Here is a 25943-nt window from a genome sequence, read left to right as displayed (position 1 = left end):
GGACCCCCGTATCAGACCCCTAAGACTTACAACCCTGAGAGGGATTGACGCATAGTGCTCGACGTCAACTTCTTCGATGAGCTCCGGATCGGTCTGGCCACCGCTGACGACATCCGTCAGTGGAGCCACGGCGAGGTCAAGAAGCCTGAGACCATCAACTACCGCACCCTCAAGCCCGAGAAGGACGGACTCTTCTGCGAGAAGATCTTCGGTCCGACCCGGGACTGGGAGTGCTACTGCGGCAAGTACAAGCGCGTCCGCTTCAAGGGCATCATCTGTGAGCGCTGTGGCGTCGAGGTCACACGCGCCAAGGTGCGCCGTGAGCGGATGGGCCACATCGAGCTTGCCGCTCCCGTCACCCACATCTGGTACTTCAAGGGCGTTCCGTCGCGGCTGGGCTACCTGCTCGACCTCGCCCCGAAGGACCTCGAGAAGGTCATCTACTTCGCCGCGTACATGATCACGTACGTCGACGACGAGCGTCGTACGCGTGACCTGCCCTCGCTGGAGGCGCACGTCTCCGTCGAGCGTCAGCAGGTCGAGAACCGTCGCGACTCCGACCTCGAGGCCCGCGCCAAGAAGCTCGAGACCGACCTGGCCGAGCTCGAGGCCGAGGGTGCCAAGGCCGACGTGCGCCGCAAGGTGCGCGAGGGTGCCGAGCGTGAGATGAAGCAGCTGCGCGACCGTGCGCAGCGCGAGATCGACCGTCTCGACGAGGTGTGGACCCGTTTCAAGAACCTCAAGGTCCAGGACCTGGAGGGCGACGAGCTCCTCTACCGCGAGCTGCGTGACCGCTTCGGCACGTACTTCGACGGTTCGATGGGTGCCGCGGCGCTGCAGAAGCGCCTCGAGTCCTTCGACCTGGACGAGGAGGCCGAGCGCCTCCGCGAGATCATCCGCACCGGCAAGGGCCAGAAGAAGACCCGTGCGCTCAAGCGCCTCAAGGTCGTCTCCGCGTTCCTGCAGACCAGCAACAGCCCCAAGGGCATGGTGCTCGACTGCGTGCCGGTCATCCCGCCGGACCTTCGCCCGATGGTGCAGCTGGACGGTGGCCGCTTCGCGACCTCCGACCTGAACGACCTGTACCGCCGTGTGATCAACCGCAACAACCGCCTGAAGCGCCTTCTCGACCTCGGTGCCCCCGAGATCATCGTGAACAACGAGAAGCGCATGCTCCAGGAGGCCGTCGACGCGCTCTTCGACAACGGCCGTCGTGGCCGCCCGGTGACGGGCCCCGGCAACCGTCCGCTGAAGTCGCTGTCCGACATGCTCAAGGGCAAGCAGGGTCGATTCCGTCAGAACCTGCTCGGCAAGCGTGTGGACTACTCCGCGCGTTCCGTGATCGTCGTCGGTCCGCAGCTGAAGCTGCACCAGTGTGGTCTGCCCAAGGCCATGGCGCTGGAGCTCTTCAAGCCGTTCGTGATGAAGCGCCTGGTCGACCTGAACCACGCGCAGAACATCAAGAGCGCCAAGCGGATGGTCGAGCGCGGCCGCACGGTCGTGTACGACGTCCTGGAAGAGGTCATCGCCGAGCACCCGGTTCTGCTGAACCGTGCGCCGACGCTGCACCGCCTCGGCATCCAGGCCTTCGAGCCGCAGCTGGTCGAGGGCAAGGCCATCCAGATCCACCCGCTCGTCTGCACCGCGTTCAACGCGGACTTCGACGGTGACCAGATGGCCGTGCACCTGCCGCTCTCCGCGGAGGCGCAGGCCGAGGCCCGCATCCTGATGCTGTCCTCGAACAACATCCTCAAGCCGGCCGACGGCCGCCCGGTCACGATGCCGACCCAGGACATGGTCCTCGGTCTGTTCTTCCTGACCACCGACGGCGACCTGCGGAACGTGAAGGGCGAGGACCGCGCCTTCGCTTCCGTGGCCGAGGCGATCATGGCGTTCGACGCCGGCGAGCTCTCGCTGCAGTCGCGCGTGGACATCCGCTTCCCGGTGGGCACCATCCCGCCGCGCGGCTGGACCCCGCCGGCCCGCGAGGAGGGCGAGCCGGAGTGGCAGCAGGGTGACACCTTCCGCCTGCGGACGACCCTGGGCCGCGCGCTCTTCAACGAGCTGCTGCCCGAGGACTACCCGTTCGTCGACTACGAGATCGGCAAGAAGCAGCTCTCGGAGATCGTCAACGACCTCGCCGAGCGCTACCCCAAGGTCATCGTGGCGGCGACGCTCGACAACCTGAAGGCGGCCGGCTTCTTCTGGGCGACCCGTTCCGGTGTCACCGTGGCCATCTCCGACATCGTCGTTCCCGACGCGAAGCGCGCGATCGTCAAGGGCTACGAGGACCAGGACGAGAAGGTCCAGAAGCAGTACGAGCGTGGTCTGATCACCAAGGAAGAGCGCACGCAGGAGCTCATCGCGATCTGGACCAAGGCGACCAACGAGGTTGCCGAGGCGATGAACGCGAACTTCCCGAAGACCAACCCGGTTTCGATGATGGTGAACTCGGGCGCACGAGGCAACATGATGCAGATGCGTCAGATCGCCGGTATGCGTGGTCTGGTGTCCAACGCCAAGAACGAGACGATCCCGCGCCCCATCAAGGCCTCCTTCCGTGAAGGCCTGTCGGTGCTCGAGTACTTCATCTCGACCCACGGTGCCCGTAAGGGTCTGGCGGACACCGCTCTGCGTACCGCCGACTCGGGTTACCTCACCCGTCGTCTCGTGGACGTCTCGCAGGACGTCATCATCCGCGAGGAGGACTGCGGCACCGACCGTGGCCTCAAGCTGGCGATCGCCGAGCGCGGCGCGGACGGTGTGCTGCGCAAGACGGAGAACGTCGAGACCAGCGTGTACGCACGTGCGCTGGCCGAGGACATCACCGTCGACGGCAAGGTGCTGGCCCCGGCCAACACCGACCTCGGCGACGTCCTCATCGACGAGCTCGTCAAGCACGGCATCGAGGAGGTCAAGACCCGCTCGGTCCTGACCTGCGAGTCCGCCGTCGGCACCTGTGCCATGTGCTACGGCCGTTCGCTGGCCACCGGCAAGCTGGTCGACATCGGTGAGGCGGTCGGCATCATCGCCGCCCAGTCCATCGGTGAGCCCGGTACCCAGCTGACGATGCGTACCTTCCACACCGGTGGTGTGGCCGGTGACGACATCACCCAGGGTCTGCCCCGTGTCGTCGAGCTCTTCGAGGCTCGTACGCCGAAGGGTGTCGCCCCGATCTCCGAGGCCTCCGGCCGCGTGCGGATCGAGGAGACCGAGAAGACCAAGAAGCTCGTCGTCACCCCGGACGACGGCAGCGACGAGACGGCGTTCCCGATCTCGAAGCGTGCCCGTCTCCTGGTGTCGGAGGGCGAGCACGTCGAGGTGGGCCAGAAGCTCACCGTGGGTGCCACCAACCCGCACGACGTGCTGCGCATCCTGGGTCAGCGTGCCGTCCAGGTCCACCTGGTCGGAGAGGTCCAGAAGGTCTACAACTCGCAGGGTGTGTCGATCCACGACAAGCACATCGAGATCATCATCCGGCAGATGCTGCGCCGTGTGACGATCATCGAGTCGGGCGACGCGGAGCTGCTGCCCGGCGAGCTGGTCGAGCGGTCGAAGTTCGAGACCGAGAACCGTCGTGTGGTCCAGGAAGGCGGCCACCCGGCCTCCGGCCGTCCGCAGCTGATGGGTATCACCAAGGCCTCGCTGGCGACCGAGTCGTGGCTGTCGGCGGCGTCCTTCCAGGAGACGACCAGGGTTCTGACGGACGCGGCGATCAACGCCAAGTCCGACTCCCTGATCGGCCTCAAGGAGAACGTCATCATCGGTAAGCTCATCCCGGCCGGTACGGGTCTGTCCCGCTACCGCAACATCCGGGTCGAGCCGACCGAAGAGGCCAAGGCCGCGATGTACTCGGCCGTCGGCTACGACGACATCGACTACTCGCCGTTCGGCACCGGCTCCGGCCAGGCCGTCCCGCTGGAGGACTACGACTACGGTCCGTACAACCAGTAAGCGGTAGGCAGTAGGCAGTAGTACGGAGGGCGGTCATCCCCGGTGGGGGTGGCCGCCCTCCGGCATGCGTCGTCCTTGGAGGCGTTCCGCGGCGCCAGGAGGGCTCTCGACCTCCGTGGCCGCCGTGGGTGCCGAGGATGCCGTGGGAGCCGGTCCAGCGTCGTCGTACGGCCTTGCCGGTGAGCGGGGCTCAGGTGCCGGCCCCCGACGCGTGGTGACCGTTCGGCGGCTGTCGGTCAGCATCGCGCGGGGTGTTCACGCACAGCGCAACCGACCTGCCCGTTCCGGGCCTCCGCGAGGCTGCGGGAGGGGCTGGGAACGCCCAGAATGGATGGGGAGAAGTCCGGCGTGTCGGGCACCACGGCATTTGTTTTGACCGAAGTCCATGAGGTAGGTACCCTCAGACCTTGTGCCTGGGGTGTGCCCTGGCTCTGGTGCGTGCCTTCAAACCGCAACGAGAGCCGTAAGCGGCCGCCGCAATCTGCGCCCTTTTCGCTTCACGGCGAAAGTCTGCAGTGTTCGACACACCCGACCGCGTGGGTCGGCGATGTTCCAGGTTAGCTTCACCATTCGGCACACAGAAACCGGAGAAGTAGTGCCTACGATCCAGCAGCTGGTCCGGAAGGGCCGGCAGGACAAGGTCGAGAAGAACAAGACGCCCGCACTCGAGGGTTCGCCCCAGCGTCGCGGCGTCTGCACGCGTGTGTTCACGACCACCCCGAAGAAGCCGAACTCGGCCCTGCGTAAGGTCGCGCGTGTGCGTCTGACCAGCGGGATCGAAGTCACCGCTTACATTCCGGGTGAGGGACACAACCTGCAGGAGCACTCGATCGTGCTCGTGCGCGGCGGCCGTGTGAAGGACCTGCCGGGTGTTCGCTACAAGATCATCCGAGGTTCGCTTGACACCCAGGGTGTCAAGAATCGCAAGCAGGCTCGCAGCCGCTACGGCGCCAAGAAGGAGAAGTAGAAAATGCCTCGTAAGGGCCCCGCCCCGAAGCGCCCGGTCATCATCGACCCGGTCTACGGTTCCCCTCTGGTGACCTCCCTCATCAACAAGGTTCTGATGAACGGCAAGCGCTCCACCGCTGAGCGCATCGTTTACGGCGCCATGGAGGGTCTGCGTGAGAAGACGGGCAACGACCCGGTCATCACGCTGAAGCGCGCGCTTGAGAACATCAAGCCGACCCTCGAAGTCAAGTCCCGCCGCGTCGGCGGTGCGACGTACCAGGTGCCGATCGAGGTCAAGCCCGGTCGCGCCAGCACGCTCGCGCTGCGCTGGCTCGTCGGTTACTCCCGCGCCCGTCGCGAGAAGACCATGACCGAGCGTCTGCTCAACGAACTTCTCGACGCCTCCAACGGCCTTGGTGCCGCTGTGAAGAAGCGCGAGGACACCCACAAGATGGCCGAGTCCAACAAGGCCTTCGCGCACTACCGCTGGTAGTCGCTACCCACATCGAGACCGAGAGAAGACCGAAGCCTTATGGCTACCACTTCACTTGACCTGGCCAAGGTCCGCAACATCGGGATCATGGCGCATATCGACGCGGGTAAGACGACCACCACCGAGCGGATCCTCTTCTACACCGGCGTCAGCTACAAGATCGGTGAGGTCCACGACGGCGCTGCCACCATGGACTGGATGGAGCAGGAGCAGGAGCGTGGCATCACGATCACCTCTGCTGCCACCACCTGTCACTGGCCGCTCGAGGACGACGACTACACGATCAACATCATCGACACCCCCGGGCACGTCGACTTCACGGTCGAGGTGGAGCGTTCGCTCCGCGTCCTCGACGGTGCCGTCACGGTGTTCGACGGTGTCGCCGGTGTCGAGCCGCAGTCCGAGACGGTGTGGCGTCAGGCCGACCGTTACGGCGTGCCGCGCATCTGCTTCGTGAACAAGCTGGACCGTACCGGCGCCGAGTTCCACCGCTGCGTGGACATGATCAAGGACCGCCTCGGCGCTGTCCCGATCATCATGCAGCTCCCCATCGGTGCCGAGATGGACTTCCAGGGCGTTGTGGACCTGGTCCGCATGAAGGCGCTCGTGTGGTCCGCCGAGGCGGCCAAGGGCGAGATGTACGACGTCGTCGACATCCCGGCCACGCACGCCGAGGCCGCTGAGCTGTACCGCGGTCAGCTGATCGAGACCGTCGCGGAGCACGACGACGAGATCATGGAGCTGTTCCTGGAGGGCCAGGAGCCCACCGAGGAGCAGCTGTACGCCGCGATCCGTCGCGTCACCATCGCGTCCGGCAAGTCCGAGGGCGTCACGGTCACCCCCGTGTTCTGTGGCACCGCGTTCAAGAACAAGGGCGTTCAGCCCCTGCTCGACGCGGTCGTGCGCTACCTCCCGACTCCGCTTGACGTCGAGGCCATCGAAGGCCACGACGTGAAGGACCCGGAGCTCGTGATCAAGCGCAAGCCGTCGTTCGACGAGCCGCTCTCCGCGCTCGCGTTCAAGATCATGAGCGACCCGCACCTGGGCAAGCTCACCTTCGTCCGGGTGTACTCGGGCCGCCTGGAGACCGGCACTGCGGTGCTGAACTCCGTCAAGGGCAAGAAGGAGCGCATCGGCAAGATCTACCGCATGCACGCGAACAAGCGTGAGGAGATCGAGGCGGTGGGCGCCGGCGACATCGTCGCCGTGATGGGTCTGAAGCAGACCACGACCGGTGAGACGCTCTGCGATGACAAGAACCCGGTGATCCTGGAGTCCATGGACTTCCCGGCGCCGGTCATCCAGGTCGCCATCGAGCCCAAGTCCAAGGGTGACCAGGAGAAGCTGGGTGTCGCCATCCAGCGTCTCGCGGAGGAGGACCCCTCCTTCCACGTCCACTCGGACGAGGAGACCGGCCAGACCATCCTCGGCGGTATGGGCGAGCTGCACCTCGAGGTGCTGGTCGACCGTATGAAGCGTGAGTTCCGCGTCGAGGCCAACGTCGGCAAGCCGCAGGTCGCCTACCGCGAGACGATCCGCAAGACCGTCGAGCGTCACGACTACACCCACAAGAAGCAGACCGGTGGTACCGGTCAGTTCGCCAAGGTGCAGATCGCGATCGAGCCCATCACCGAGACCGACGGTCCGGCGTACGAGTTCGTGAACAAGGTCACCGGTGGCCGTATCCCGCGGGAGTACATCCCGTCGGTGGACGCCGGTGCGCAGGAGGCCATGCAGTTCGGCATCCTGGCCGGCTACGAGATGACGGGCGTCCGCGTCATTCTTCTCGACGGTGGCTACCACGAGGTCGACTCCTCCGAGCTCGCCTTCAAGATCGCCGGTTCGCAGGCGTTCAAGGAGGCCGCGCGCAAGGCCAGCCCCGTGCTGCTCGAGCCGATGATGGCCGTCGAGGTCACCACGCCCGAGGAGTCGATGGGTGATGTCATCGGCGACCTCAACTCCCGCCGTGGCCAGATCCAGGCCATGGAGGAGCGCAGCGGCGCTCGCGTCGTGAAGGGCCTCGTGCCCCTCTCGGAGATGTTCGGCTACGTCGGAGACCTCCGCAGCAAGACGTCGGGTCGCGCAAGCTACTCGATGCAGTTCGACTCCTACGCCGAGGTTCCCAGGAACGTCGCCGAGGAGATCATCGCGAAGGCCAAGGGCGAGTAACACACCCCGTTTACACGCTTTAGGCTTGACACCGACCGCCGGGGCTGACCCGGGAGGGAAAACCCCGGCGGGCGGCATCCCAGCAAAGATCACCTGGCGCCGATGAGTAAGGCGTACCAGAACCACTCCGCAGGAGGACCCCAGTGGCGAAGGCAAAGTTCGAGCGGACTAAGCCGCACGTCAACATCGGCACCATCGGTCACATCGACCACGGTAAGACGACCCTCACGGCCGCCATTACCAAGGTGCTGCACGACGCGTTTCCGAACCTGAACGAGGCCTCGGCCTTCGATCAGATCGACAAGGCTCCCGAGGAGCGCCAGCGCGGTATCACGATCTCGATCGCGCACGTCGAGTACCAGACGGAGGGCCGTCACTACGCCCACGTCGACTGCCCCGGTCACGCGGACTACATCAAGAACATGATCACGGGTGCGGCGCAGATGGACGGCGCCATCCTCGTCGTCGCCGCGACCGACGGCCCGATGCCGCAGACCAAGGAGCACGTGCTCCTGGCCCGCCAGGTCGGCGTTCCGTACATCGTCGTCGCCCTGAACAAGGCCGACATGGTGGACGACGAGGAGATCCTGGAGCTCGTCGAGCTCGAGGTTCGTGAGCTCCTCTCCGAGTACGAGTTCCCGGGCGACGACCTTCCGGTCGTCAAGGTCTCGGCGCTCAAGGCGCTCGAGGGCGACAAGGAGTGGGGCCAGTCGGTCCTGGACCTCATGGCCGCCGTCGACGAGGCGATCCCGACCCCCGAGCGTGACGTCGACAAGCCGTTCCTCATGCCCGTCGAGGACGTCTTCACGATCACCGGTCGCGGTACGGTCGTCACCGGCCGTATCGAGCGTGGTGTCCTGAAGGTCAACGAGACCGTTGACATCATCGGCATCAAGCAGGAGAAGACCACCACCACGGTCACCGGCATCGAGATGTTCCGCAAGCTGCTCGACGAGGGCCAGGCCGGTGAGAACGTCGGTCTGCTCCTCCGTGGCATCAAGCGCGAGGACGTCGAGCGCGGCCAGGTCATCATCAAGCCCGGTTCGGTCACGCCGCACACCGAGTTCGAGGCCCAGGCCTACATCCTGTCGAAGGACGAGGGTGGCCGTCACACCCCCTTCTTCAACAACTACCGTCCGCAGTTCTACTTCCGCACCACGGACGTGACCGGCGTCGTGACCCTCCCCGAGGGCACCGAGATGGTCATGCCGGGCGACAACACTGAGATGAAGGTCGAACTCATCCAGCCCGTCGCCATGGAAGAGGGCCTGAAGTTCGCCATCCGTGAGGGTGGCCGGACCGTGGGCGCCGGCCAGGTCACCAAGATCAACAAGTAATTGTTGACCGTATGACCTGGTAGCTCCTCAACGAGCTCCAGAGAGGGCCCGTACGACTTCGGTCGTACGGGCCCTCTCGCTGTTCCTGGCCGTGTCGCCGCCCGCGCGGCCGGCACCGCCACCGCTCTCACCAGCGGACGGGCAGGCTCCGCGGTCCGCGGACCATGGTGCGGCGGCGGAACGGCACCTGGTCGACGTGCACGGCGAGACGCAGCCCGGGGAGCCGGTCCAGCAGGGTGTCGACCAGCAGTTCGGTCTGCGTCCGGGCGAGGGCGGCACCCGTGCAGTGGTGCGGTCCGCTGCCGAACGCGAGGTGCGCGCCGGCGTCCCGGCCGACGTCGATCCGGTCCGGGTCGGGGAAGACGTCCGGGTCGCGGTTGGCGGCGAGGTAGGAGACGTAGACCGGTTCACCGGCGGAGATCCGGACACCGTGCACGTCGACGTCCTCCAGCGCGATACGGGCGAGGCCCACGGACGCGCGGTGCGGGATGTGGCGCAGCAGCTCGTCGACGGCGGCGGTACGGGCGTCGGGCTGCCCGCGGAGCCGTTCGTACAACGCGGTGTCCGTCAGCATGAGGAACAGCATCTGCCCGCACGTGTGGGTGACGGCGTCGCCCCCGGTCTGGAGCGGTCCCGCGATCCCGACCGCCTCGGCCTCGCTGATGTCCCCGCGTCCGACGGCGGCGCCGAGCACGGAGAGAACGTCCGCGTCCGTGCTGCCGTGCCGTTCGCGGACCGCGGCACCGATCCACTCGTACAAGGCGGACAGGGCTTCCTTGGCACGCTTCGTGCTGTCGGCACACCCCTCGGTCGCGTTGATCTGCCGGACCCAGGCGTGCACCTGACGTCGCTCGCCCGACGGCACACCCATGACCTCGCAGGCGACGGCGACGGGGAAGGGCTGGAGGACGCGTTCGACGAGGTCGGCGGGGGGACCGTCGTGCAGCAGCGCGTCCACCAGCTCGTCGAGCATCTGCTGCGCGTGCGGCCGCAGACGGTGCACGGCGTCGGCGGAGAACACACGCTCGACGGTGCGGCGCAGCCGGTCGTGTTCGGCGCCGTCGGCGAAGGCGAGGGAACCCGGATCGGGTTCGAGGTGCGGCGCGGGCCGGGTGATCGGCTGTTCGACGGCCGCGGCCCGGCTGAACCGGGGGTCGCTCGCGATCATCCGTACGTCGTCGTACCGGGTGGCCAGCCAGGCCCAGCCCTCTCCGTGCGGCAGCCGGATCCGGGCCAGGGGCCCGTCCTGCATCAGCTCCGCCAGCACGGGATCGAAGTCGCTCCCTTGCACGTCGCCCGCGGTCCAGTCCCGCACGGGAGGAAGGTTCTGCCCGGTCAGCAGGGTGGTCTGTTCAGCCATGGTTCCACTGTCCGGGCGCGGGGGTGGGGTGTCGCGGGGGAGTGGGCCAGGTGGCGGGTGGGGTCAGGACGACGGGTCGGTGGCGGTGCTGTCCGTGGGGGTGTCTCCGTAGCGGGGGAGCCCGACCGTGGAGATGGTCCAGTTGGCGATCGTGACGTCCTCGCCGTACAGGAAGTCCTTGCGGGTGGCGTAGCGGGGGTCGGGTGGATGTCGGAGAGTACGGCGCCGGTGGCGGTGCGGGGGTCGAAGATCGCGTAGATCGGGATGCCGAGGCACGGGTAGTCGCGTGTCTTGCCGACCCAGTCGTTCTCAGGGTTGGAGCGGGACACCACTTCGATGGCGGCGATCAGCGTCCGTCCGTCGATGGAACCCGGGACGTCCATGTCGGCCATCGCGATGACCATGACGTCGGGATGCCGCATGATGCCCTCGGATTCGGCTTCCACGTCCGGAGTGCCCGTGTGGGCCACGAGCTCCTCCGGCATGACCTTCTCCAGGCGCCTTCGGAGGTGCAAGGTGGTCAGTTCATGTGGGCCGACGGGCGCCATCATGTCGTGGACGATCCCTTCCTTGGTGATCTCGAACTTGCCCGGAAGCGTGTCGTCCATCGATTCCAGGAATTCGCGCATCGCCCGGTAGAGGTGGTGGGCGTCTCGCCGCGCGTTGTCAGGGACGATGCTCATGGCGTGCGCTCCTCGTCTCTGCCCGGGGGCAAGGGTCGTCACGTTCATGCTAGGCGGCTCCCTCGAGCCGGGGTCGGTGTCGGCAGGCGCGGCAGTGGCCCGGTTCCGGGGCGCGGAAGGCGCGGTCGCAGCCGTCGCAGTTCTGGAGGGGGTCCCGGTGCGGGGGCGGGAGCGTTGCGGGGAGCGGGGGCGGCAGCAGCTCGGTCAGGCGGTGGGCGAGCAGGGCGGCCGGGTGGCGGAGCGGCTCGGGGAGGTCCGCGGTCAGGGCCCGGCGTACGGCCTCGGGGGTGGGCCCGCGTTCCAGCCAGGCGGTGACGGCGGGCGCGAGACGGAGGACGTCGCGTTCGGCGAGGAGGAGTCGGGGGTCGTACCGGTGCAGGCCGGCGAGGAGGTCGGCCGCGGTGGGGTCGCCGTCCGGGCTGGGGGTCTGTGGGGTGGGGAGCGTCGGCTTGCGTCGGGCCTGCTCGGGGATTTCGCCGGATGCCGGGGGAGGGACGGCGGGGGCCGGGGGTGTCCCGACCGGAGGGGTGGGGCGCTCGAACGGTGAGTCGGCGCGGGCGGTGGGGGGCCCGACGGATGGCGCGACGCACGTGACGGGGCCGTCCGGGGCGCTCTGCGCGTGGGTGAGGATCGGGTCGCTTCGCAGGGGGCGGAGGGGGTCGACGCGTGCGCGCCCTGGATGCCGGAGGCCCGCGAGCGCGGCCCGGGCGCGCTGTACGGCGGATTCCCGAGGCTGGTTGTACGACACCGTGTGCGTGACCACCCGGCCGCTCGTGAGGCGTTCTCTCGTACGGGAGAGGTAGCCGTGCGCCTCCAACTCCCGTAAGGCGGCGGCGATCCGTGTCTAGCCCTCGGGGAAGCGTGCCGTGAGCGACTTGATGTCGACGCGGGCCCCGCTGGGCAGCGACTGGATGTGGGCCCCGAGGCCGATCGCGAGGAGTGACAGCTCGCGGTGCTGGGCGAGATGGTTGCCGATCACCGTGTAGCGGGTGGTGTGCCGGACGTTGATGTGGGTGACGCCCCGGGGAATCAGGGGCTGCGCGCACGAGGGCGCGCTAAGGTTTTGGGTATCCATCGGGAAGGTCTTGCTTCCTTGTTGGTGAGGCCCTCGATCGGGATGCCAGTCCCGGCCGGGGGCCGCTGTATGTCCGCGGTGCAGCGTCTGCCCTCACACCGTGGTGAGGCTGCGGTTGTGGTTCGCCGCGAGCATATGCCCCTCAACGTGCGCAGAATCCAGCTCAGTTGGCGATTGTCACCCTTGCGGGTGATCTGGCGGCCGACGGGGGCTGGTGGGGTTGGGAGGGGTTCTGTCCCCCGTACTTTCAGACTCTTTACGTCGCGAGCGACCGCGTCGCCGTTCTCCGAAACGTGAAGATCCGCGATCCGGTGAAGCAGGGTTCCGGTGCCCGCGGGGTGCCCGCTGGGTGCTCGCGTGGACTGTCCGGTCACTGTCCCGTTCTGTCCCGGCTGTCCCGGGTGCCGTGCGGGAACGGTGGGCGTTGGAGGTGGGTGGGTGTGAACAGCGACGGTACGGACGAGCCGGGGTGGGCCGTCAGCCCCGAGGACGAGATCGCCCCGGTGGTCGAGGCGGCGGGCCGCCAGGTCAGGCTGTGGCGCGAGGCCGCGGGGATGCGCGTCGTCGAGCTGGGCCAGGCGATCGGCTACGGGGAGGATCTGGTCCGCAAGGTGGAGCGGGGGGCCCGGATTCCCCGGGCGGAGTTCCTGGACAGGGCGGACGGGGTTCTGAACGCCGGTGGGCATATCGCGGCGTTCAAGGAGGACATGGAGAGGGCCCGCTACCCGAAGAAGGTGCGGGAGCTGGCCCAGTTGGAGGCCAGGGCGGTCGAGCAGTTGCTCTACAGCAACCACAACATCCATGGGCTGTTGCAGACGGAGGAGTATGCGCGGGCGTTGTTCGCGACCTGGCGACCCACCCTGTCGCAGGACGAGTTGGCACGGGCCGTGGCCGCGCGCCTGGCCAGGCGCGCGGTCTTCGACCGGTCACCGGCGCCGGAACTTAGCTTCGTACAGGAAGAGGTGACGCTGCGCCGTCCGGTCGGAGGCACAATGGTGCTTCGTCGTCAGCTCGAACACCTGCTGGGTGTAGCACAGTTGGCGCACGTGGAGCTTCAGGTGATGCCTACGTCTCGCGCCGATCACCCGGGCGCTGCGGGGCGGATCCAAGTGCTGAAGTTCGGGGACGGCACCGCGGTGGGCCGCACCGACGACGAGTTCAACGGTCGCCCGGTATCGGACCCGAGGCAGCTCCGCATTCTCGAACTGCGGTACGGCATCATCAGGGCTCAAGCACTCTCGCCAGGAGAGTCACTGGCCTTCATCGAGCAGGCGCTGGGAGAGACATGACCAGGGAGACCTCGTCCGGAGATGCTCGCGATCTGACCTGGTTCAAGAGCAGCTACAGCGACAGCAGCAACCCCAGTGACTGCGTCGAGGTGGCCACCGCTCGGACCGGGGTCCACGTCCGGGACTCCAAGCGGCCGGACGATGGCCGCCTCGCCCTGGGTCGGGCCACCTGGACGGCGTTCGTCACCTTCGCCGCACAGGGCTGAACCGTCCCCGCGCCGCTGCACATCCCACCCGAATGACGGAGCAGTGATGCACCCAGGCAGCGACGCCCGCCCCCTGTTCGCGGCCCTGGGCGCAGTCGTGGAGATCGGTGCGCTGAACCACACCGGTACCTGGAGGCCGGCCGAGGCATCGGTGGGGGACTTCCTGGCCCTCAGGCGCGATGAGGTGACGCGGGTCGTCGCCGGCACCCAGGCGGTCGGCCGGTTCGGCGACCCGGTCATGGCCGAGGCCCACGAACTGGGATACCTGCGCGACCATCCCGTCGACGTGCGGTCCCTGCTGCTCTGGTCGGCGGGAGTCACCTGGGCACCTCAGGGTTCGCAGCCGTCGGAGGACCTGGCCTATCTGGAAGACCCGCAGGTGGTGCGCCGCATGTGTCGCATGGGTGCGGATCTCCAACTAACCCATCTGCTGGATGCTTTGGTGGCTGTCGGGGTGGCGGCAGGTGCCGAGGTCGCGGAGGGGACGGATGAGATCGCCGAGATCCTCCGTATCGTCTGCGAACTCGTGGACGCCACGGGGCGCAACACTCCGGAGGGGGTGTTCCGCATGTGGCGGGTCGCGCAACTGCCCAGCCTCCTGAGCCCGAACGCGACCGCACCGGAGTGGGTCAAGGCGGGCCACCGTGCGTACGACGAGCAACTGGAACGGTTGCTGGCACCCGTGTGACGCCGGCGAGACAGGTTCACGAGGACGCCTGGGAAACGAACCCCTGTTCCCTGTAAGTTCGCTTGTGCATACGCAAGTTGTTGTTGGTGTTGCTGTCACGGGGGTTGCGGCATGGCGGGGAATCGGCCGGGTGACTGGCATGTGCTGGACTTGGAGAAGGATCCGACGCCGGGTGATCCGGATCGGGTGCGGCATCTGTCGAAGAACCTGCTCGACTTCGCCGATGACGTGGGGGATGCGCTTCGTCTGATCAAGGGGATGGCGGACGAGGACACGGTTCTGCAGTGGGCGGGTAAGTCGGCGAAGGCGTTTCAGGACGAGTTCGCCGGTGTGCCGAAGCAGTTGAAGAAGTTGAAGAAGTCGTACGAGATGGCGGGGGATGCCCTGGCCGCGTACTGGCCGAAGTTGGAGCGGGCGCAGGCGCTGGCGGACAAGGCGCTGGCGAAGGGCAGGGATGCACAGGCTGATCTCACGTCGGCGAAGTCGCGTCTGTCGTCGGCTGATTCGTGGGTGACGCGGGCCGGTAAGGAAGCGGACAAGTACAAGGACGATCCGACCGGCAGCAAGAGCGGCACCGAGAAGCCGGATGAGGCGAAGGTGCGGGCCGCCACCCGGGATGCGCAGCACGCGAAGTCGGCGCACGACAGTGCTCAGTCGGATGTGACGACGGCGGGCAATGCGCTGGACGCTGCGAAGAAGATGGCCGCGGATGCCCGGAAGATGCGGGAGGAGGCGGCGCGGGACGCGAAGTCGAAGATCGACGAGGCGTCGGATGCGGGGATCCACAACCGGAAGTGGTGGGAGGAGGTCGGGGACTGGTTCTCCGACAACTGGGACACCATCGTCGCGGTGTGCAAGGTCGTCGTCGCGGTGCTGGGGATCATCGCGATGATCATCGGGGGGCCGATTCTCGGCGCGATCGTGCTGATCGCCGCCCTGGTCGTCCTGGCGGACACCCTCAACAAGTATGCGAAGGGGCAGGCATCCCTATGGGATGTGGCCTTCGCTGCGCTGGACTGCATACCCGGCATGAAGGGCCTGACCACCCTCGGCGGCCTGGCCAAGGGCCTCAAGGGCGGCCTCGCCGCGATGAAGGGCCTCAAGGGCGGCCTGAAGGGGATGAGCCTGGCGGCGCGGGGGCTGGGCAAGGGGGCCCGCAGCATGCTTGCCGCCGGTGGCAAGGGGGCCTTCAACCGGCTGAAGAACGTCGTCAAGTTCAAGGGCAGCGACCCGGTGGACATGGCCACCGGCGCGATGTTCCTCCCGCAGACCGACATCGTCCTGCCGGGCAAGCTTCCCCTCACCTTCAGTCGCCGGGTCGCGTCCGACTATCGCTGCGGCTGGTGGTTCGGCCCCACCTGGGCCTCCACCGTGGATCAGCGGCTGGAGATCGATGCCGAAGGGGTCGTGTTCATCACGGAGGAGGGGTTGCTGCTCGCCTATCCTCACCCCGATTCACCCGCCGTACCCGTGCTGCCGGAGACCGGGCCGCAGTGGCCTCTCGCCCTCCTGGAAGACGGCGGATACACGGTGACCGATCCCGTGACCGGTCACACGCGCCGCTTCACCGCGGGCGCCGGAGGATCCGCCGGGCTCGCCCTGCTGGAACGGATATCCGACCGCAACGGCCACACGATCGACTTCGCCTACGACGAGAGCGGCACCCCGACCGATATCCGCCACTCGGGCGGCTATCACCTGAAGCTCGCCACCGAAGATGGACGCGTCACCGCGGTGACCCTGGCCGCCGCGTCGGATGACGGCTCGGATGTCGTTGTCAGGCGGTTCGGCTACACCGACGGCAGTCTCAGCGCCGTGGTCAACTCCTCGGGCCTCCCGCTCTCCTTCACCTACGACGAGCGGCTGCGTGTCAGCTCGTGGACCGACACCAACGGCAGCCGTTACGCGTATGCCTACGACGCGCGGGACCGCTGTGTCGCCGAGGGCGGCGAAGCGGGCCACATCACCATCACCCTCGAGTACGACGGAACCGATCCCCGCTGGCCCGGTCATCGCGTCACGACGCTCACATCCGCGGAGGGGGCTGTCAGTCGCTTCGTCGTCAACGAGTTCTCCCAGGTCGTCGCGGAGGTCGACGCCAATGGAGGAACGACAGGCACCGAGTACGACCGGAACCATCACGTCAGGTCCCGCACCGACGCGCTCGGCCACACCACCCGGTTCGATGTCGACGCGACGGGACGGCCTCTCTCCGTCACCGCTCCGGACGGTGCGGTGACCCGATGCACGTACAACAGCCTCGGGCGTCCGACGACCGTGCTTCTGCCTGATGGCTCCAGCCTGCTGAGCGATTACGACGAGCACGGCAACTGCACCGCCACCACCGACGAGACAGGCGCGACAACGCGCTACTCGTACGACCGGTCCGGCAGGCTGACAGCCATCACCGACCCGCTGGGAGCGACCACGCGGGTGCGCTGTACCGACGCCGGTCTGGTGGCGGAGCTGACCGATCCATCGGGGAGAAGCCGCGTCGCACACTACGATGCGTTCGGGCGGGTCCGTCTGACCACCGACCCTCTGGGCGCGCGTACGCAGCGCTGGTGGACCATCGAGGGTCTGCCCGCACGCGAGGTCGGGCCGGACGGGGCGGAGCAGTCGTGGGTGTACGACGGAGAGGGCAACTGCATCCGCCACACGGATGCCGGAGGCGGTGTCTCCACCTTCGAGTACACCCACTTCGATCTGCTGACCTCACGTACCGGGCCCGACGGTGCGCGCTACTCGTTCGAGCACGACACCTCCCTGCGGCTGACGAAGGTCGTCGACCCGGGGGGCCTGACGTGGGAGTACGCGTACGATCTGGCCGGCCGGTTGGTCGCGGAAACCGACTTTGACGGTCACCGTGTCACCTACCGACGTGATCCGTCGGGGCGCATGCTCGCCCGTACGAACCCGCTGGAACAGTCGGTCGTCTACGAGTACGACACCCTGGGTCGCCTCGCCTGCAAGGACGTGGAGGGCACGGTCACCAGGTACGCGTACGACAGCGCGGGCAGGGGCCTGCGGGCGGCGAACCCGGACTGCGAGATCGTGTGGGAGCGGGACGCGGCGGGGAGGGTCGTCGCCGAGACCGTCAACGGCCGTACGCTGTCGGTCGCTTACGACGCGGCGGGTCGGCGTACCGAACGGAGGACGCCCACCGGTGTCCTCGCCTCCTACGGCTACGACGCGACGGGCCGCACGACCTCATTGGTCACCTCCGGCCACACCCTCACCTTCACTCACGACGCGGCGGGCCGTGAGACGTCACGCCTCGTGGACGGCTTCCTCACCTACGCCCAGACCTGGGACACCGCAGGTCGGCCGAGTGAGAGGGCGGTGACGACGCCCCACGGGCCCGTTCAGCACCGCTCGTACGACTTCCGGCCGGACGACGCACTCATCGGCGTGGACGACTCGTGGTACGGCCGGATCGGTCTCGATGTGGACCCCGCCGGCCGCGTGACGCGGGTTCAGGCTCGCGACTGGACGGAGAGCTACTCCTATGACCAGCGGGGAAACCAGGACCGTGGCTCCTGGCCCGTAGGGAGGGCGGGCCAGGAGGTACAGGGAGAGCGTGAGGTCGAGGGTAATCGCCTCACACACGCGGGTTCCGTGCGGTACGAGTACGACGGGGCCGGGCGCATCGTGGAGCGCCGCAAGACCCGTCTGTCGCGCAAGCCGGACGTCTGGCGGTACGAATGGGATGCCGAGGACCGACTGACCTCGGTGACCACCCCGGACGGGACGGTGTGGCGCTACAGCTACGACCCGCTCGGCCGCCGCACGGCCAAGCAGCGCATGGCCGCCGACGGCGTGACGGTTGTGGAGCAGACCCACTTCACCTGGGACGGCCCCACCGTCACGGAACAGACGAGCGTCGGCCCCGATCTGCCGCATCCGGTGACACTGACCTGGGACCACGACGGACTGCTCCCACTGGCTCAGACCGAACGTCTCACCGACCGGGCCACACAGGAGGAGATCGACTCCCGCTTCTTCGCGATCGTCACCGACTTGGTCGGCTCGCCCACCGAACTCATCGACGGAACTGGACATGTCGCCTGGCGTGCACGCAGGACGCTGTGGGGTGTCACCACTTGGAAGGCCGACAGCACCGCTTACACCCCACTGCGGTTCCCAGGGCAGTACCACGATGTGGAATCCGGGCTCCATTACAATTTCCACCGCTATTACGACCCCGAGACGGCGCGGTATTCCTCTCTCGATCCGCTCGGCCTGGAGCCGGCTTCGAACCCCTATGGGTATGTCACGAACCCGCTCGGAGTGATCGACCCTCTTGGTCTTTCTCCGTACAAGATTCTGTACCATGGGTCGATGGACTGGCAGGGTTCCAAGTTCGCCCTGAACATCTCTGAGGAAGCCAAGCGGGCAGGTACCCCGAATGCGGGCGTGTACCTTTCGGACGACTTCGCCCGGGTCGCGGGATCCTACGGTCGGGGCGGGCACATCGTGCGAGTCAAGGTACCGAAGGAGTTCGCGGATTCGGTCTTCCAGATGGGTGGCCCGAAGTTCAACCAGCCAGAATTCTTTGTCGATACCCTCGAGGGGGTGCAGATATTGAACGACGGAATCACGGACGTCCTGCCCACTATGGAGGCCACCGTGAAGCACTTCGGCGGGCTTTTCTGATGGATTGAGGATCTTTGGTATGACGGAAGAACATGCACCCATCTCGGAGACGGGGCTCGGCTACGACGTGTTCGCGCCTCTCTGGGGGATCCTGGAGTTGGGTGCGGTATCAGACTCGGTCGGCGGGGGACTCGGGGATGTTTCACTCGGCGGCTTCGTGGCAGCTCGTCGGAACGACCTCGAGCGTCTGCTGGCGACCGTCCGGGACATCGGTGAGTTCTCGTCCGACACCATGGCCATCTTCGAGTCGCAGGGTGGATGGAACGACGGCCGTGAAGTGACTGCCGAGTATTTGATGATGTACTCCGGGTGCATTGAGCAATATCCTCCGGACCTGGACGACCCGATTGTCCTGCGGCGAATGGTGCGCATGGGCAGCGACCTTCAATTGGTCATTTTCGTGGACGCCCTCGTGGGAACATCCACCGTGCGGGGACCCGGTCCTGAATTCTCCGTGCCGCTTGTCGTCGATGCCGTGCGACGGGCGGGAGACTTTCTGGGGCTCCGTGGCGAGCGAGTGGTGTCCGACACTTTTCGTATGTGGCGCGTCAAATATCTGCCGGACATCCTGCGACCGGACTCGAACGCGCCGGACGCGGTCAAGGGAAATCTGCGGGCGCAAGCGCACGCGCTGGAGCGTTTTATCGACGCGGACGGGTGATCACGGCGCGCGGGGTCCCGTTCTCTTCAGTCGCGGATCGGTTCGTGTCCTGGAAGCACGTGGTGCGGCGGAGGGGCCCGGTAGGTCGAGCGGCGGCTTCTGTCCCGTCAGCGCCGATGAGAACGACCTCGACTCCCTTAATTCGCAATGCAGTTGAGATGGGCAAGCAGCTTGCGGAGGCGAGGGCGCCGAATCGGTAACTGGCGAGCTTGGACGAGTGCGTCCGACGAAGGCGGGGCTTGGGGCGGAATTCGGAGAGTGGTGGAAGCGTCGGCCCTCGCGTGCTCCGTGTGCCTGACTGTCGATGCGTTGGAGGATCACTGTGGTGACTGGCCATGACTGGGACACCGGGGAGGGACTGATCCGGGTCGATGACCCCGCTGAGGTGGACGCTGCCTTCGAGCGGGGCAACGGGCATCTCGGGACCGCGGTGATCGGGCTCGCCTTCAACTGTTCCCTGGAGGAAGCCTCGCCGCGGATCGTCAGGGCGACGCGGTTGTCGGACATCGACCAGCGCGTGTTCGCGTTCACCGCGGCCGGCGTCGCGGCCCGGCTCAACGGGGCGTTGACACCGGAGCTGTACGCCGCACTGCGTGCGCAAGGCCCCGGCCGCCTGAGTATCGCCGTGCACGCGATCGACGACACACTCGACTACGTGCCGTTCCGGGATCTGCCGCTGTGGCTCAAGTGGTGGAAGGTCGAGTCGAGGGTCCGGGACAAGCTGGAGACCTGGCGGCTGGAGCTCGTGTACGCGGTCGGTGATGTCTGGAAGGCCCTGCGCAGGAAGAGCTGATTGAAGTCTGGGGGCGAGTGATGAGCACGTTCAAGGCTCGGAGCACACCGGAGAGCAGGCGTCGTGGCATACGAATTGTTCCGCTCCACGCCGGAAACCAGTGCCGCGTGGGCCGAGTTGCCCGCCGCGGTCATGGCCGCCGTCGCCCGGTGTGACGCGGAGCGCCTCGAGGTGGAGCGCTCCCGGGTCGCCCAGGAGCTGCGGGACAGCATCACGGCCCCCGTCTATTCGGTCGCGGAGCGGTTCGCGTCCTGGGAGCGTATGGTGCGCCGGATGGAGCCGGGGTGGGCGAGCGACGACTTCTATCCCATCAGCGCCTACGAGAACGACCTCGACTCCCGTGACTCGCTCGGCCAGTTGATGAACGGACAGCTCGCGGAGGCGCGGGAGAGTGCGGTGGGTCGGTTGCTGTCGCAGTTGGACGAGCGCTTCATGGCCGTGACTGTGCCGGATCCGGAGCTGTCACTACGTACTTGGGTGCGTCCGACGAGGGCGAGGCCCGAGGCGGAACTCGGAGTGTGGTGGAAGCGCAGGCCAGTACGTGATCCGTGGGACTGATCATCGAGGCGTTGGAGGATCGCCGTGGGCCGGCATCAGGGGAGCGGTGGAGTATCGGTATGACGGTCGGCCATGACTGGGACACCGGGGAGGGCCTGATCCGGGTCCATGACCCGGCCGAGGTGGACGCTGCCTTCGAGCGGGGCAACGGGCATCTCGGGACCGCGGTGATCGGGCTCGCCTTCAACTGTTCGCTGGAGGAGGCGTCACCGCGGATCGTCAGGGCGATGCGGTTGTCGGACGTCAACCAGCGTGGGTTCGCCTTCACCGCGGCCGGTGTCGCGGCCCGGCTCAACGGGGCGTTGACACCGGAGCTGTATGCCGCACTCCGTGCGGAGGGCGCGGGTCGCGGGAGCCTCGCCGACGACGCCATCCGGGACACCCTCACCTTCGTGCCGTATCAGCAGCTTCCGGTGTGGTTCAGGTGGCAGTCGGCGCGGATGAGGGTGCTGGACAAGCTGGAGTACCTGGGGACGCGGGCGTGGGATGCCGTCGGCGACGCGTGGCGGTGGGTGCGCCGTAGTCGCTGACCGGGGCCGGGATCCGTGGGGTACCGGGACGGCGTAGCGCGGCGGGGGTGTAGGTGGCGCCTTGGCCGACAGTGCTCAGTGCCTCAACCGTGGCCCCAGCACCGGCAGTAGCCGGTCCTTCAGGAGTCGGGTCGTCGGCTCCGACGACAGCCACAGGAGTTTGTGGTGGGTGCCGTCCCGCATGACCACCGTCATCCCGGACGTCGTGAGACCCCGGTGGAGACGGGCCTCGGACAGCTCGGTCAGGGGGATCACCTTGTTCGTGCGGTGGGCCGAGAGGATGCTCTCCGCGTCGTAGGGGATCACCTGGTAGGGCTCCCTCGCCGAAACGCCTGGGTTCGCCACGGAGTCCATCAGGCCGCTGCGTACGCGGATCAGGGCGTCCGGGAGCAGCCACAGCTCGCCGTGTATCCAGTCCAGCCACCCCGTCGTACAGGTCCGGGCCAGCAGACGGGCGGGGAGCAGCCGCAGGCGGGAAGCGCGGGTGACCGCCTCGTCGAGCAGGGCACTCCAGGCCTCGACGGAGCGGATACGGCGGGGCTCGTCCCCTGTATGCGTGGGAGAGGAGAAAGAAAGGTGTGCCCAGCCGCTCCGGTGTACCTCCACGGTGAGACCGACGTGCCAGCCGGGCGAAGCGATGCGGATGCCCAGCTGCTCGTCGTCCTCCGTACGCAGCACGGGGGAGGGATGGAGCCCTTCGGTCCCCCAGAGCCCCCTCTGGAACTCCAGGACTTCCGCCAGCCGCTCCAGGGGTATGCCTTCTCGCGTCACGTCGCCGATCCTTCCGCAACGCGGTTCCGCGAGGTAGCGTCTGCCGACGCTCGTAGCATGTTCACGCCACCCGAGTCGGCGCCGGCCGGCGGGGTCAAGGACTCCCGGGTTTGACCTGCGTCACCTTGGGGGTACGATCCTCGGCTCGATTGGCCAGGCCCCTGCCCCGTATGGCAGACTAGCGGGGTTGCTCGGTCGAGTGCCGATGCTGCGCGCCTCCCGTCGGGAGGACTGGAAGCGAGTCCCACAGTACTCGTCGCTCGATCTGCCGTAAGGCAGCGCTCGGGCGGACGTACGGGAATCTTCCGGGAAGTGTCAGCGGGGTGCAGGCCAGGCGCCCGGTGGGTGTTCAGCCCCCGGTCCAGCGGTTGCTTTCGGGCGAGCCGCGTCCCTCGTAGGGAAATCCGTTGGCGGATATCTGTGCGGCAGGAGCGCGACACACCCGACCGCGTGGGTCGGAGACCAGGACGCGAACCCCCGGGTTCCAGAGCGTTTCACTAGACAAAGGACTACTGAGTAGCCATGGCGGGACAGAAGATCCGCATCCGGCTCAAGGCCTACGACCACGAGGTCATCGACTCCTCGGCGAAGAAGATCGTCGAGACGGTGACGCGCACTGGTGCGTCGGTCGCGGGCCCGGTGCCGCTGCCCACTGAGAAGAACGTGTACTGCGTCATCAAGTCGCCGCACAAGTACAAGGACTCGCGCGAGCACTTCGAGATGCGCACGCACAAGCGCCTCATCGACATCCTCGACCCGACTCCGAAGACCGTTGACTCTCTGATGCGACTCGACCTCCCGGCCGGTGTCGACATCGAGATCAAGCTCTAGGGATCGGTGATCTGAGAATGGCTAAGCAGATCAAGGGAATCCTGGGCGAGAAGCTCGGCATGACGCAGGTGTGGGACGAGAACAACCGTGTTGTTCCCGTCACCGTCGTCAAGGCCGGCCCGAACGTCGTGACCCAGGTCCGCACGAATGACTCCGACGGCTACGAGTCGGTCCAGATCGCCTTCGGCGAGATCGACCCTCGCAAGGTGAACAAGCCCCTCAAGGGTCACTTCGCCAAGGCCGACGTCACGCCCCGCCGCCACCTCGTCGAGATCCGTACCGCTGACGCCAGCGAGTACACCCTCGGCCAGGAGATCACCGCTGAGGTGTTCGAGGCCGGCCTCAAGGTGGACGTGACCGGCAAGAGCAAGGGCAAGGGCTTCGCCGGTGTCATGAAGCGTCACAACTTCAAGGGCCTCGGCGCCGGACACGGTGTCCAGCGCAAGCACCGCTCTCCCGGCTCCATCGGTGGCTGTGCCACCCCGGGCCGTGTGTTCAAGGGCGTCCGCATGGCGGGCCGCATGGGCAACGAGCGGGTCACCACCCAGAACCTGACCGTTCACGCCGTTGACGCGGAGAAGGGCCTGCTCCTCATCAAGGGAGCGATCCCCGGTCCGAACGGCGGCCTCGTCCTGGTCCGTACCGCGGCCAAGGGGGCCTGAGGACATGAGCACCATTGACATTCAGTCGCCCTCCGGCGACAACGCCGGGACCGTTGAGCTCCCGGCCGAGATCTTCGATGTAGAGAAGATCAGCATCCCGCTGCTCCACCAGGTTGTCGTCGCGCAGCTGGCCGCGGCCCGTCAGGGCACGCACAAGGTCAAGCGTCGTGGCGAGGTCCGTGGTGGTGGCCGCAAGCCTTACCGCCAGAAGGGCACCGGCCGCGCCCGTCAGGGCTCGACCCGCGCGCCTCAGTTCGCCGGCGGTGGCGTCGTTCACGGCCCCACCCCGCGTGACTACTCGCAGCGGACCCCGAAGAAGATGAAGGCCGCGGCCCTGCGCCACGCCCTCACCGACCGGGCCCGCAACGCTCGCATCCACGTCATCACCGGCGTGATCGAGGGCGAGACCCCCTCCACCAAGGCCGCGAAGAGCTTCCTCGGCAAGGTCAGCGAGCGCAAGAACGTGCTCCTGGTCATCGAGCGCTCCGACGAGGCCGCGCTGCTCTCCGCGCGCAACCTGCCCCAGGTCCACATCCTGGAGCCGGGCCAGCTCAACACGTACGACGTTCTCGTCTCGGACGACGTGGTCTTCACCCAGGCCGCTTTCGAGTCCTTCGTGTCTGGCCCCCAGGCCGCTGACACCGAAGGGAGCGAAGCCTGATGGCTACGCGTCACCCGAGCATTGCCTCGAAGGCCGCCAAGGCCAAGAAGGTCGCGCGCGTCGCCAAGGCGAAGCGCCACGAGGCCGAAGGCAAGAACACCGTCGAGACCCCGCTGAGCAAGAGCTTCACGGACCCCCGTGACGTCCTCCTCAAGCCGGTCGTCTCGGAGAAGAGCTACGCGCTGCTCGACGAGGGCAAGTACACCTTCGTCGTCGACCCGCGGGCCAACAAGACCCAGATCAAGCAGGCCGTCCAGGCGGTCTTCTCGGTCAAGGTCACCGGGGTCAACACGATCAACCGTCAGGGCAAGCGCAAGCGCACCAAGACGGGCTTCGGCAAGCGTGCTGACAGCAAGCGCGCGATCGTGACCCTCGCTGAGGGCGACCGTATCGACATCTTCGGCCAGGCCTCCTAACGGAGCGCCCTGGTCCGAATATCGGACGAGGACTGAGAAATGGGAATCCGCAAGTACAAGCCGACTACGCCGGGCCGTCGTGGCTCCAGCGTCGCCGACTTCGTCGAGGTCACGCGGTCCACGCCGGAGAAGTCGCTGGTCCGCCCGCTGCACAGCAAGGGCGGCCGTAACAACGCCGGTCGTGTGACCGTTCGCCACCAGGGTGGCGGACACAAGCGCGCCTACCGAGTGATCGACTTCCGTCGTCACGACAAGGACGGCGTGCCGGCGAAGGTCGCGCACATCGAGTACGACCCCAACCGCACCGCGCGCATCGCGCTGCTTCACTACGCGGACGGCGAGAAGCGCTACATCCTCGCCCCCCGCAACCTGTCGCAGGGTGACCGCGTCGAGAACGGTCCTGGGGCCGACATCAAGCCGGGCAACAACCTGGCGCTCCGCAACATCCCGGTCGGTACCACGATCCACGCGATCGAGATCCGTCCCGGTGGCGGCGCCAAGTTCGCCCGCTCCGCCGGTGCCTCGGTGCAGCTGCTCGCGAAGGAGGGCACCATGGCCCACCTCCGCATGCCGTCGGGTGAGATCCGCCTGGTCGACCAGCGCTGCCGCGCCACGGTCGGCGAGGTCGGTAACGCCGAGCAGAGCAACATCAACTGGGGTAAGGCCGGCCGTAAGCGCTGGCTGGGCGTTCGCCCGTCCGTCCGCGGTGTGGCGATGAACCCGGTTGACCACCCGCACGGTGGTGGTGAGGGCAAGACCTCCGGTGGTCGCCACCCGGTCTCCCCGTGGGGTCAGAAGGAGGGTCGTACTCGTTCGCCGAAGAAGGCATCGAACAAGTACATCGTCCGCCGCCGCAAGACGAACAAGAAGCGCTAGGAGCGGGTTTAGATGCCGCGCAGTCTCAAGAAGGGACCCTTCGTCGACGGACACCTTGTAAAGAAGGTGGACGTACAGAACGAAGCCGGTACCAAGAACGTCATCAAGACCTGGTCCCGTCGCTCGATGATCATCCCGGCCATGCTCGGCCACACGATCGCGGTGCACAACGGCAAGACCCACATCCCGGTGTTTGTCACCGAGTCGATGGTCGGCCACAAGCTCGGCGAGTTCTCGCCGACGCGCACCTTCCGGGGTCACGTCAAGGACGACCGGAAGTCGAAGCGCCGCTAACGCGGGGTGGAATCGACCATGACAGACACTGG

General features: G+C 67.0%; 21 protein-coding genes and 2 pseudogenes. 19 read left to right on the top strand and 4 right to left on the bottom strand.

Annotated elements, in window-relative coordinates; genetic code table 11:
• Positions 1-54: 54 nt before the first annotated feature.
• From ABZT74_RS19410 to tuf, 5 genes are all read left to right on the top strand, one after another.
• The gene (locus ABZT74_RS19410) at positions 55-3954 is read left to right on the top strand and encodes a DNA-directed RNA polymerase subunit beta' (RefSeq protein ID WP_356177540.1); all 3900 of its coding nucleotides are present in this window, start codon (positions 55-57) and stop codon (positions 3952-3954) included.
• A gap of 595 nt (positions 3955-4549) precedes the next feature.
• On the top strand, positions 4550-4921 hold the full coding sequence (gene rpsL / locus ABZT74_RS19405) for a 30S ribosomal protein S12 (RefSeq protein WP_003948652.1): 372 nt from the start codon (positions 4550-4552) through the stop codon (positions 4919-4921).
• Positions 4922-4924: 3 nt separating this feature from the next.
• The gene (rpsG, locus tag ABZT74_RS19400) at positions 4925-5395 is read left to right on the top strand and encodes a 30S ribosomal protein S7 (RefSeq protein ID WP_055517367.1); all 471 of its coding nucleotides are present in this window, start codon (positions 4925-4927) and stop codon (positions 5393-5395) included.
• A gap of 39 nt (positions 5396-5434) precedes the next feature.
• The gene (fusA, locus tag ABZT74_RS19395; RefSeq protein ID WP_355882069.1) at positions 5435-7564 is read left to right on the top strand and encodes an elongation factor G; all 2130 of its coding nucleotides are present in this window, start codon (positions 5435-5437) and stop codon (positions 7562-7564) included.
• 143 nt (positions 7565-7707) lie between these two features.
• The gene (gene tuf, locus ABZT74_RS19390) at positions 7708-8901 is read left to right on the top strand and encodes an elongation factor Tu (protein ID WP_355882066.1); all 1194 of its coding nucleotides are present in this window, start codon (positions 7708-7710) and stop codon (positions 8899-8901) included.
• 127 nt (positions 8902-9028) lie between these two features.
• Here the strand turns inward: tuf and ABZT74_RS19385 are convergent, their stop codons facing one another.
• The 3 genes and pseudogenes from ABZT74_RS19385 to ABZT74_RS19375 form a co-directional block, all read right to left on the bottom strand.
• Positions 9029-10261 carry a cytochrome P450 gene (locus ABZT74_RS19385; protein WP_356436335.1) on the bottom strand — a complete coding sequence of 411 codons (1233 nt, stop codon included), beginning with the start codon at positions 10259-10261 and terminating at the stop codon, positions 9029-9031.
• Between the two features lie 63 nt (positions 10262-10324).
• Positions 10325-10944, bottom strand: a pseudogene (locus ABZT74_RS19380) (Uma2 family endonuclease).
• 49 nt (positions 10945-10993) lie between these two features.
• Positions 10994-12019, bottom strand: a pseudogene (locus tag ABZT74_RS19375) (helix-turn-helix domain-containing protein).
• A 434-nt stretch (positions 12020-12453) separates the two neighbouring features.
• On the opposite strand from ABZT74_RS19375, the gene ABZT74_RS19370 reads away from it, so the two are divergent.
• From ABZT74_RS19370 to ABZT74_RS19335, 8 genes are all read left to right on the top strand, one after another.
• A complete protein-coding gene (locus ABZT74_RS19370) occupies positions 12454-13308 on the top strand; it encodes a helix-turn-helix transcriptional regulator (protein WP_356436334.1) in 855 nt (284 codons plus the stop codon).
• Positions 13305-13514: a DUF397 domain-containing protein gene (locus ABZT74_RS19365; RefSeq protein WP_356177545.1), complete on the top strand. Its 210-nt coding sequence runs from the start codon at positions 13305-13307 to the stop codon at positions 13512-13514. The genes ABZT74_RS19370 and ABZT74_RS19365 overlap by 4 nt, the downstream gene beginning before the upstream one ends.
• 46 nt (positions 13515-13560) lie before the next feature.
• Positions 13561-14202 carry a hypothetical protein gene (locus ABZT74_RS19360; RefSeq protein ID WP_356177546.1) on the top strand — a complete coding sequence of 214 codons (642 nt, stop codon included), beginning with the start codon at positions 13561-13563 and terminating at the stop codon, positions 14200-14202.
• 111 nt (positions 14203-14313) lie between these two features.
• Positions 14314-18858: an RHS repeat-associated core domain-containing protein gene (locus ABZT74_RS19355; protein ID WP_356436331.1), complete on the top strand. Its 4545-nt coding sequence runs from the start codon at positions 14314-14316 to the stop codon at positions 18856-18858.
• 19 nt (positions 18859-18877) lie between these two features.
• Entirely contained in the window at positions 18878-19519 is a 642-nt protein-coding gene (locus tag ABZT74_RS19350; RefSeq protein WP_356178127.1) for a hypothetical protein, read from the top strand.
• A gap of 325 nt (positions 19520-19844) precedes the next feature.
• Positions 19845-20312, top strand: coding sequence for a hypothetical protein (locus tag ABZT74_RS19345; protein ID WP_356178125.1), 468 nt, complete (start codon positions 19845-19847; stop codon positions 20310-20312).
• A 63-nt stretch (positions 20313-20375) separates the two neighbouring features.
• Positions 20376-20870: a hypothetical protein gene (locus ABZT74_RS19340; protein WP_356178124.1), complete on the top strand. Its 495-nt coding sequence runs from the start codon at positions 20376-20378 to the stop codon at positions 20868-20870.
• Between the two features lie 59 nt (positions 20871-20929).
• Entirely contained in the window at positions 20930-21400 is a 471-nt protein-coding gene (locus ABZT74_RS19335) for a hypothetical protein (protein WP_356178122.1), read from the top strand.
• Positions 21401-21475: 75 nt separating this feature from the next.
• Here the strand turns inward: ABZT74_RS19335 and ABZT74_RS19330 are convergent, their stop codons facing one another.
• Positions 21476-22171, bottom strand: a complete 696-nt coding sequence (locus tag ABZT74_RS19330; RefSeq protein ID WP_356178120.1) for a hypothetical protein — start codon at positions 22169-22171, stop codon at positions 21476-21478.
• A 522-nt stretch (positions 22172-22693) separates the two neighbouring features.
• Here ABZT74_RS19330 and rpsJ point away from each other — a divergent pair.
• From rpsJ to rpsS, 6 genes are read left to right on the top strand one after another with little or no spacing between them, the layout of a single operon-like run.
• Positions 22694-23002 (top strand): 30S ribosomal protein S10, encoded by a 309-nt coding sequence (rpsJ, locus tag ABZT74_RS19325; RefSeq protein ID WP_003948644.1) that lies wholly within the window; start codon positions 22694-22696, stop codon positions 23000-23002.
• A gap of 17 nt (positions 23003-23019) precedes the next feature.
• Positions 23020-23664, top strand: a complete 645-nt coding sequence (gene rplC, locus ABZT74_RS19320; protein WP_081218886.1) for a 50S ribosomal protein L3 — start codon at positions 23020-23022, stop codon at positions 23662-23664.
• A gap of 4 nt (positions 23665-23668) precedes the next feature.
• Positions 23669-24325: a 50S ribosomal protein L4 gene (gene rplD / locus ABZT74_RS19315; RefSeq protein ID WP_355882028.1), complete on the top strand. Its 657-nt coding sequence runs from the start codon at positions 23669-23671 to the stop codon at positions 24323-24325.
• Positions 24325-24741, top strand: coding sequence for a 50S ribosomal protein L23 (gene rplW, locus ABZT74_RS19310; protein ID WP_189190335.1), 417 nt, complete (start codon positions 24325-24327; stop codon positions 24739-24741). The genes rplD and rplW overlap by 1 nt, the downstream gene beginning before the upstream one ends.
• Positions 24742-24780: 39 nt before the next feature.
• Positions 24781-25617, top strand: a complete 837-nt coding sequence (gene rplB / locus ABZT74_RS19305; protein WP_081218889.1) for a 50S ribosomal protein L2 — start codon at positions 24781-24783, stop codon at positions 25615-25617.
• 12 nt (positions 25618-25629) lie between these two features.
• The gene (rpsS, locus tag ABZT74_RS19300) at positions 25630-25911 is read left to right on the top strand and encodes a 30S ribosomal protein S19 (RefSeq protein WP_024755409.1); all 282 of its coding nucleotides are present in this window, start codon (positions 25630-25632) and stop codon (positions 25909-25911) included.
• Positions 25912-25943 lie beyond the last annotated feature (32 nt).

Origin of the sequence: Streptomyces sp. NPDC005302 (assembly GCF_040607345.1) — a bacterium.
GTDB lineage: Bacteria > Actinomycetota > Actinomycetes > Streptomycetales > Streptomycetaceae > Streptomyces.
Note: the sequence above shows the minus strand (reverse complement) of the source record. Positions and strands in the feature narration are given on the sequence as shown.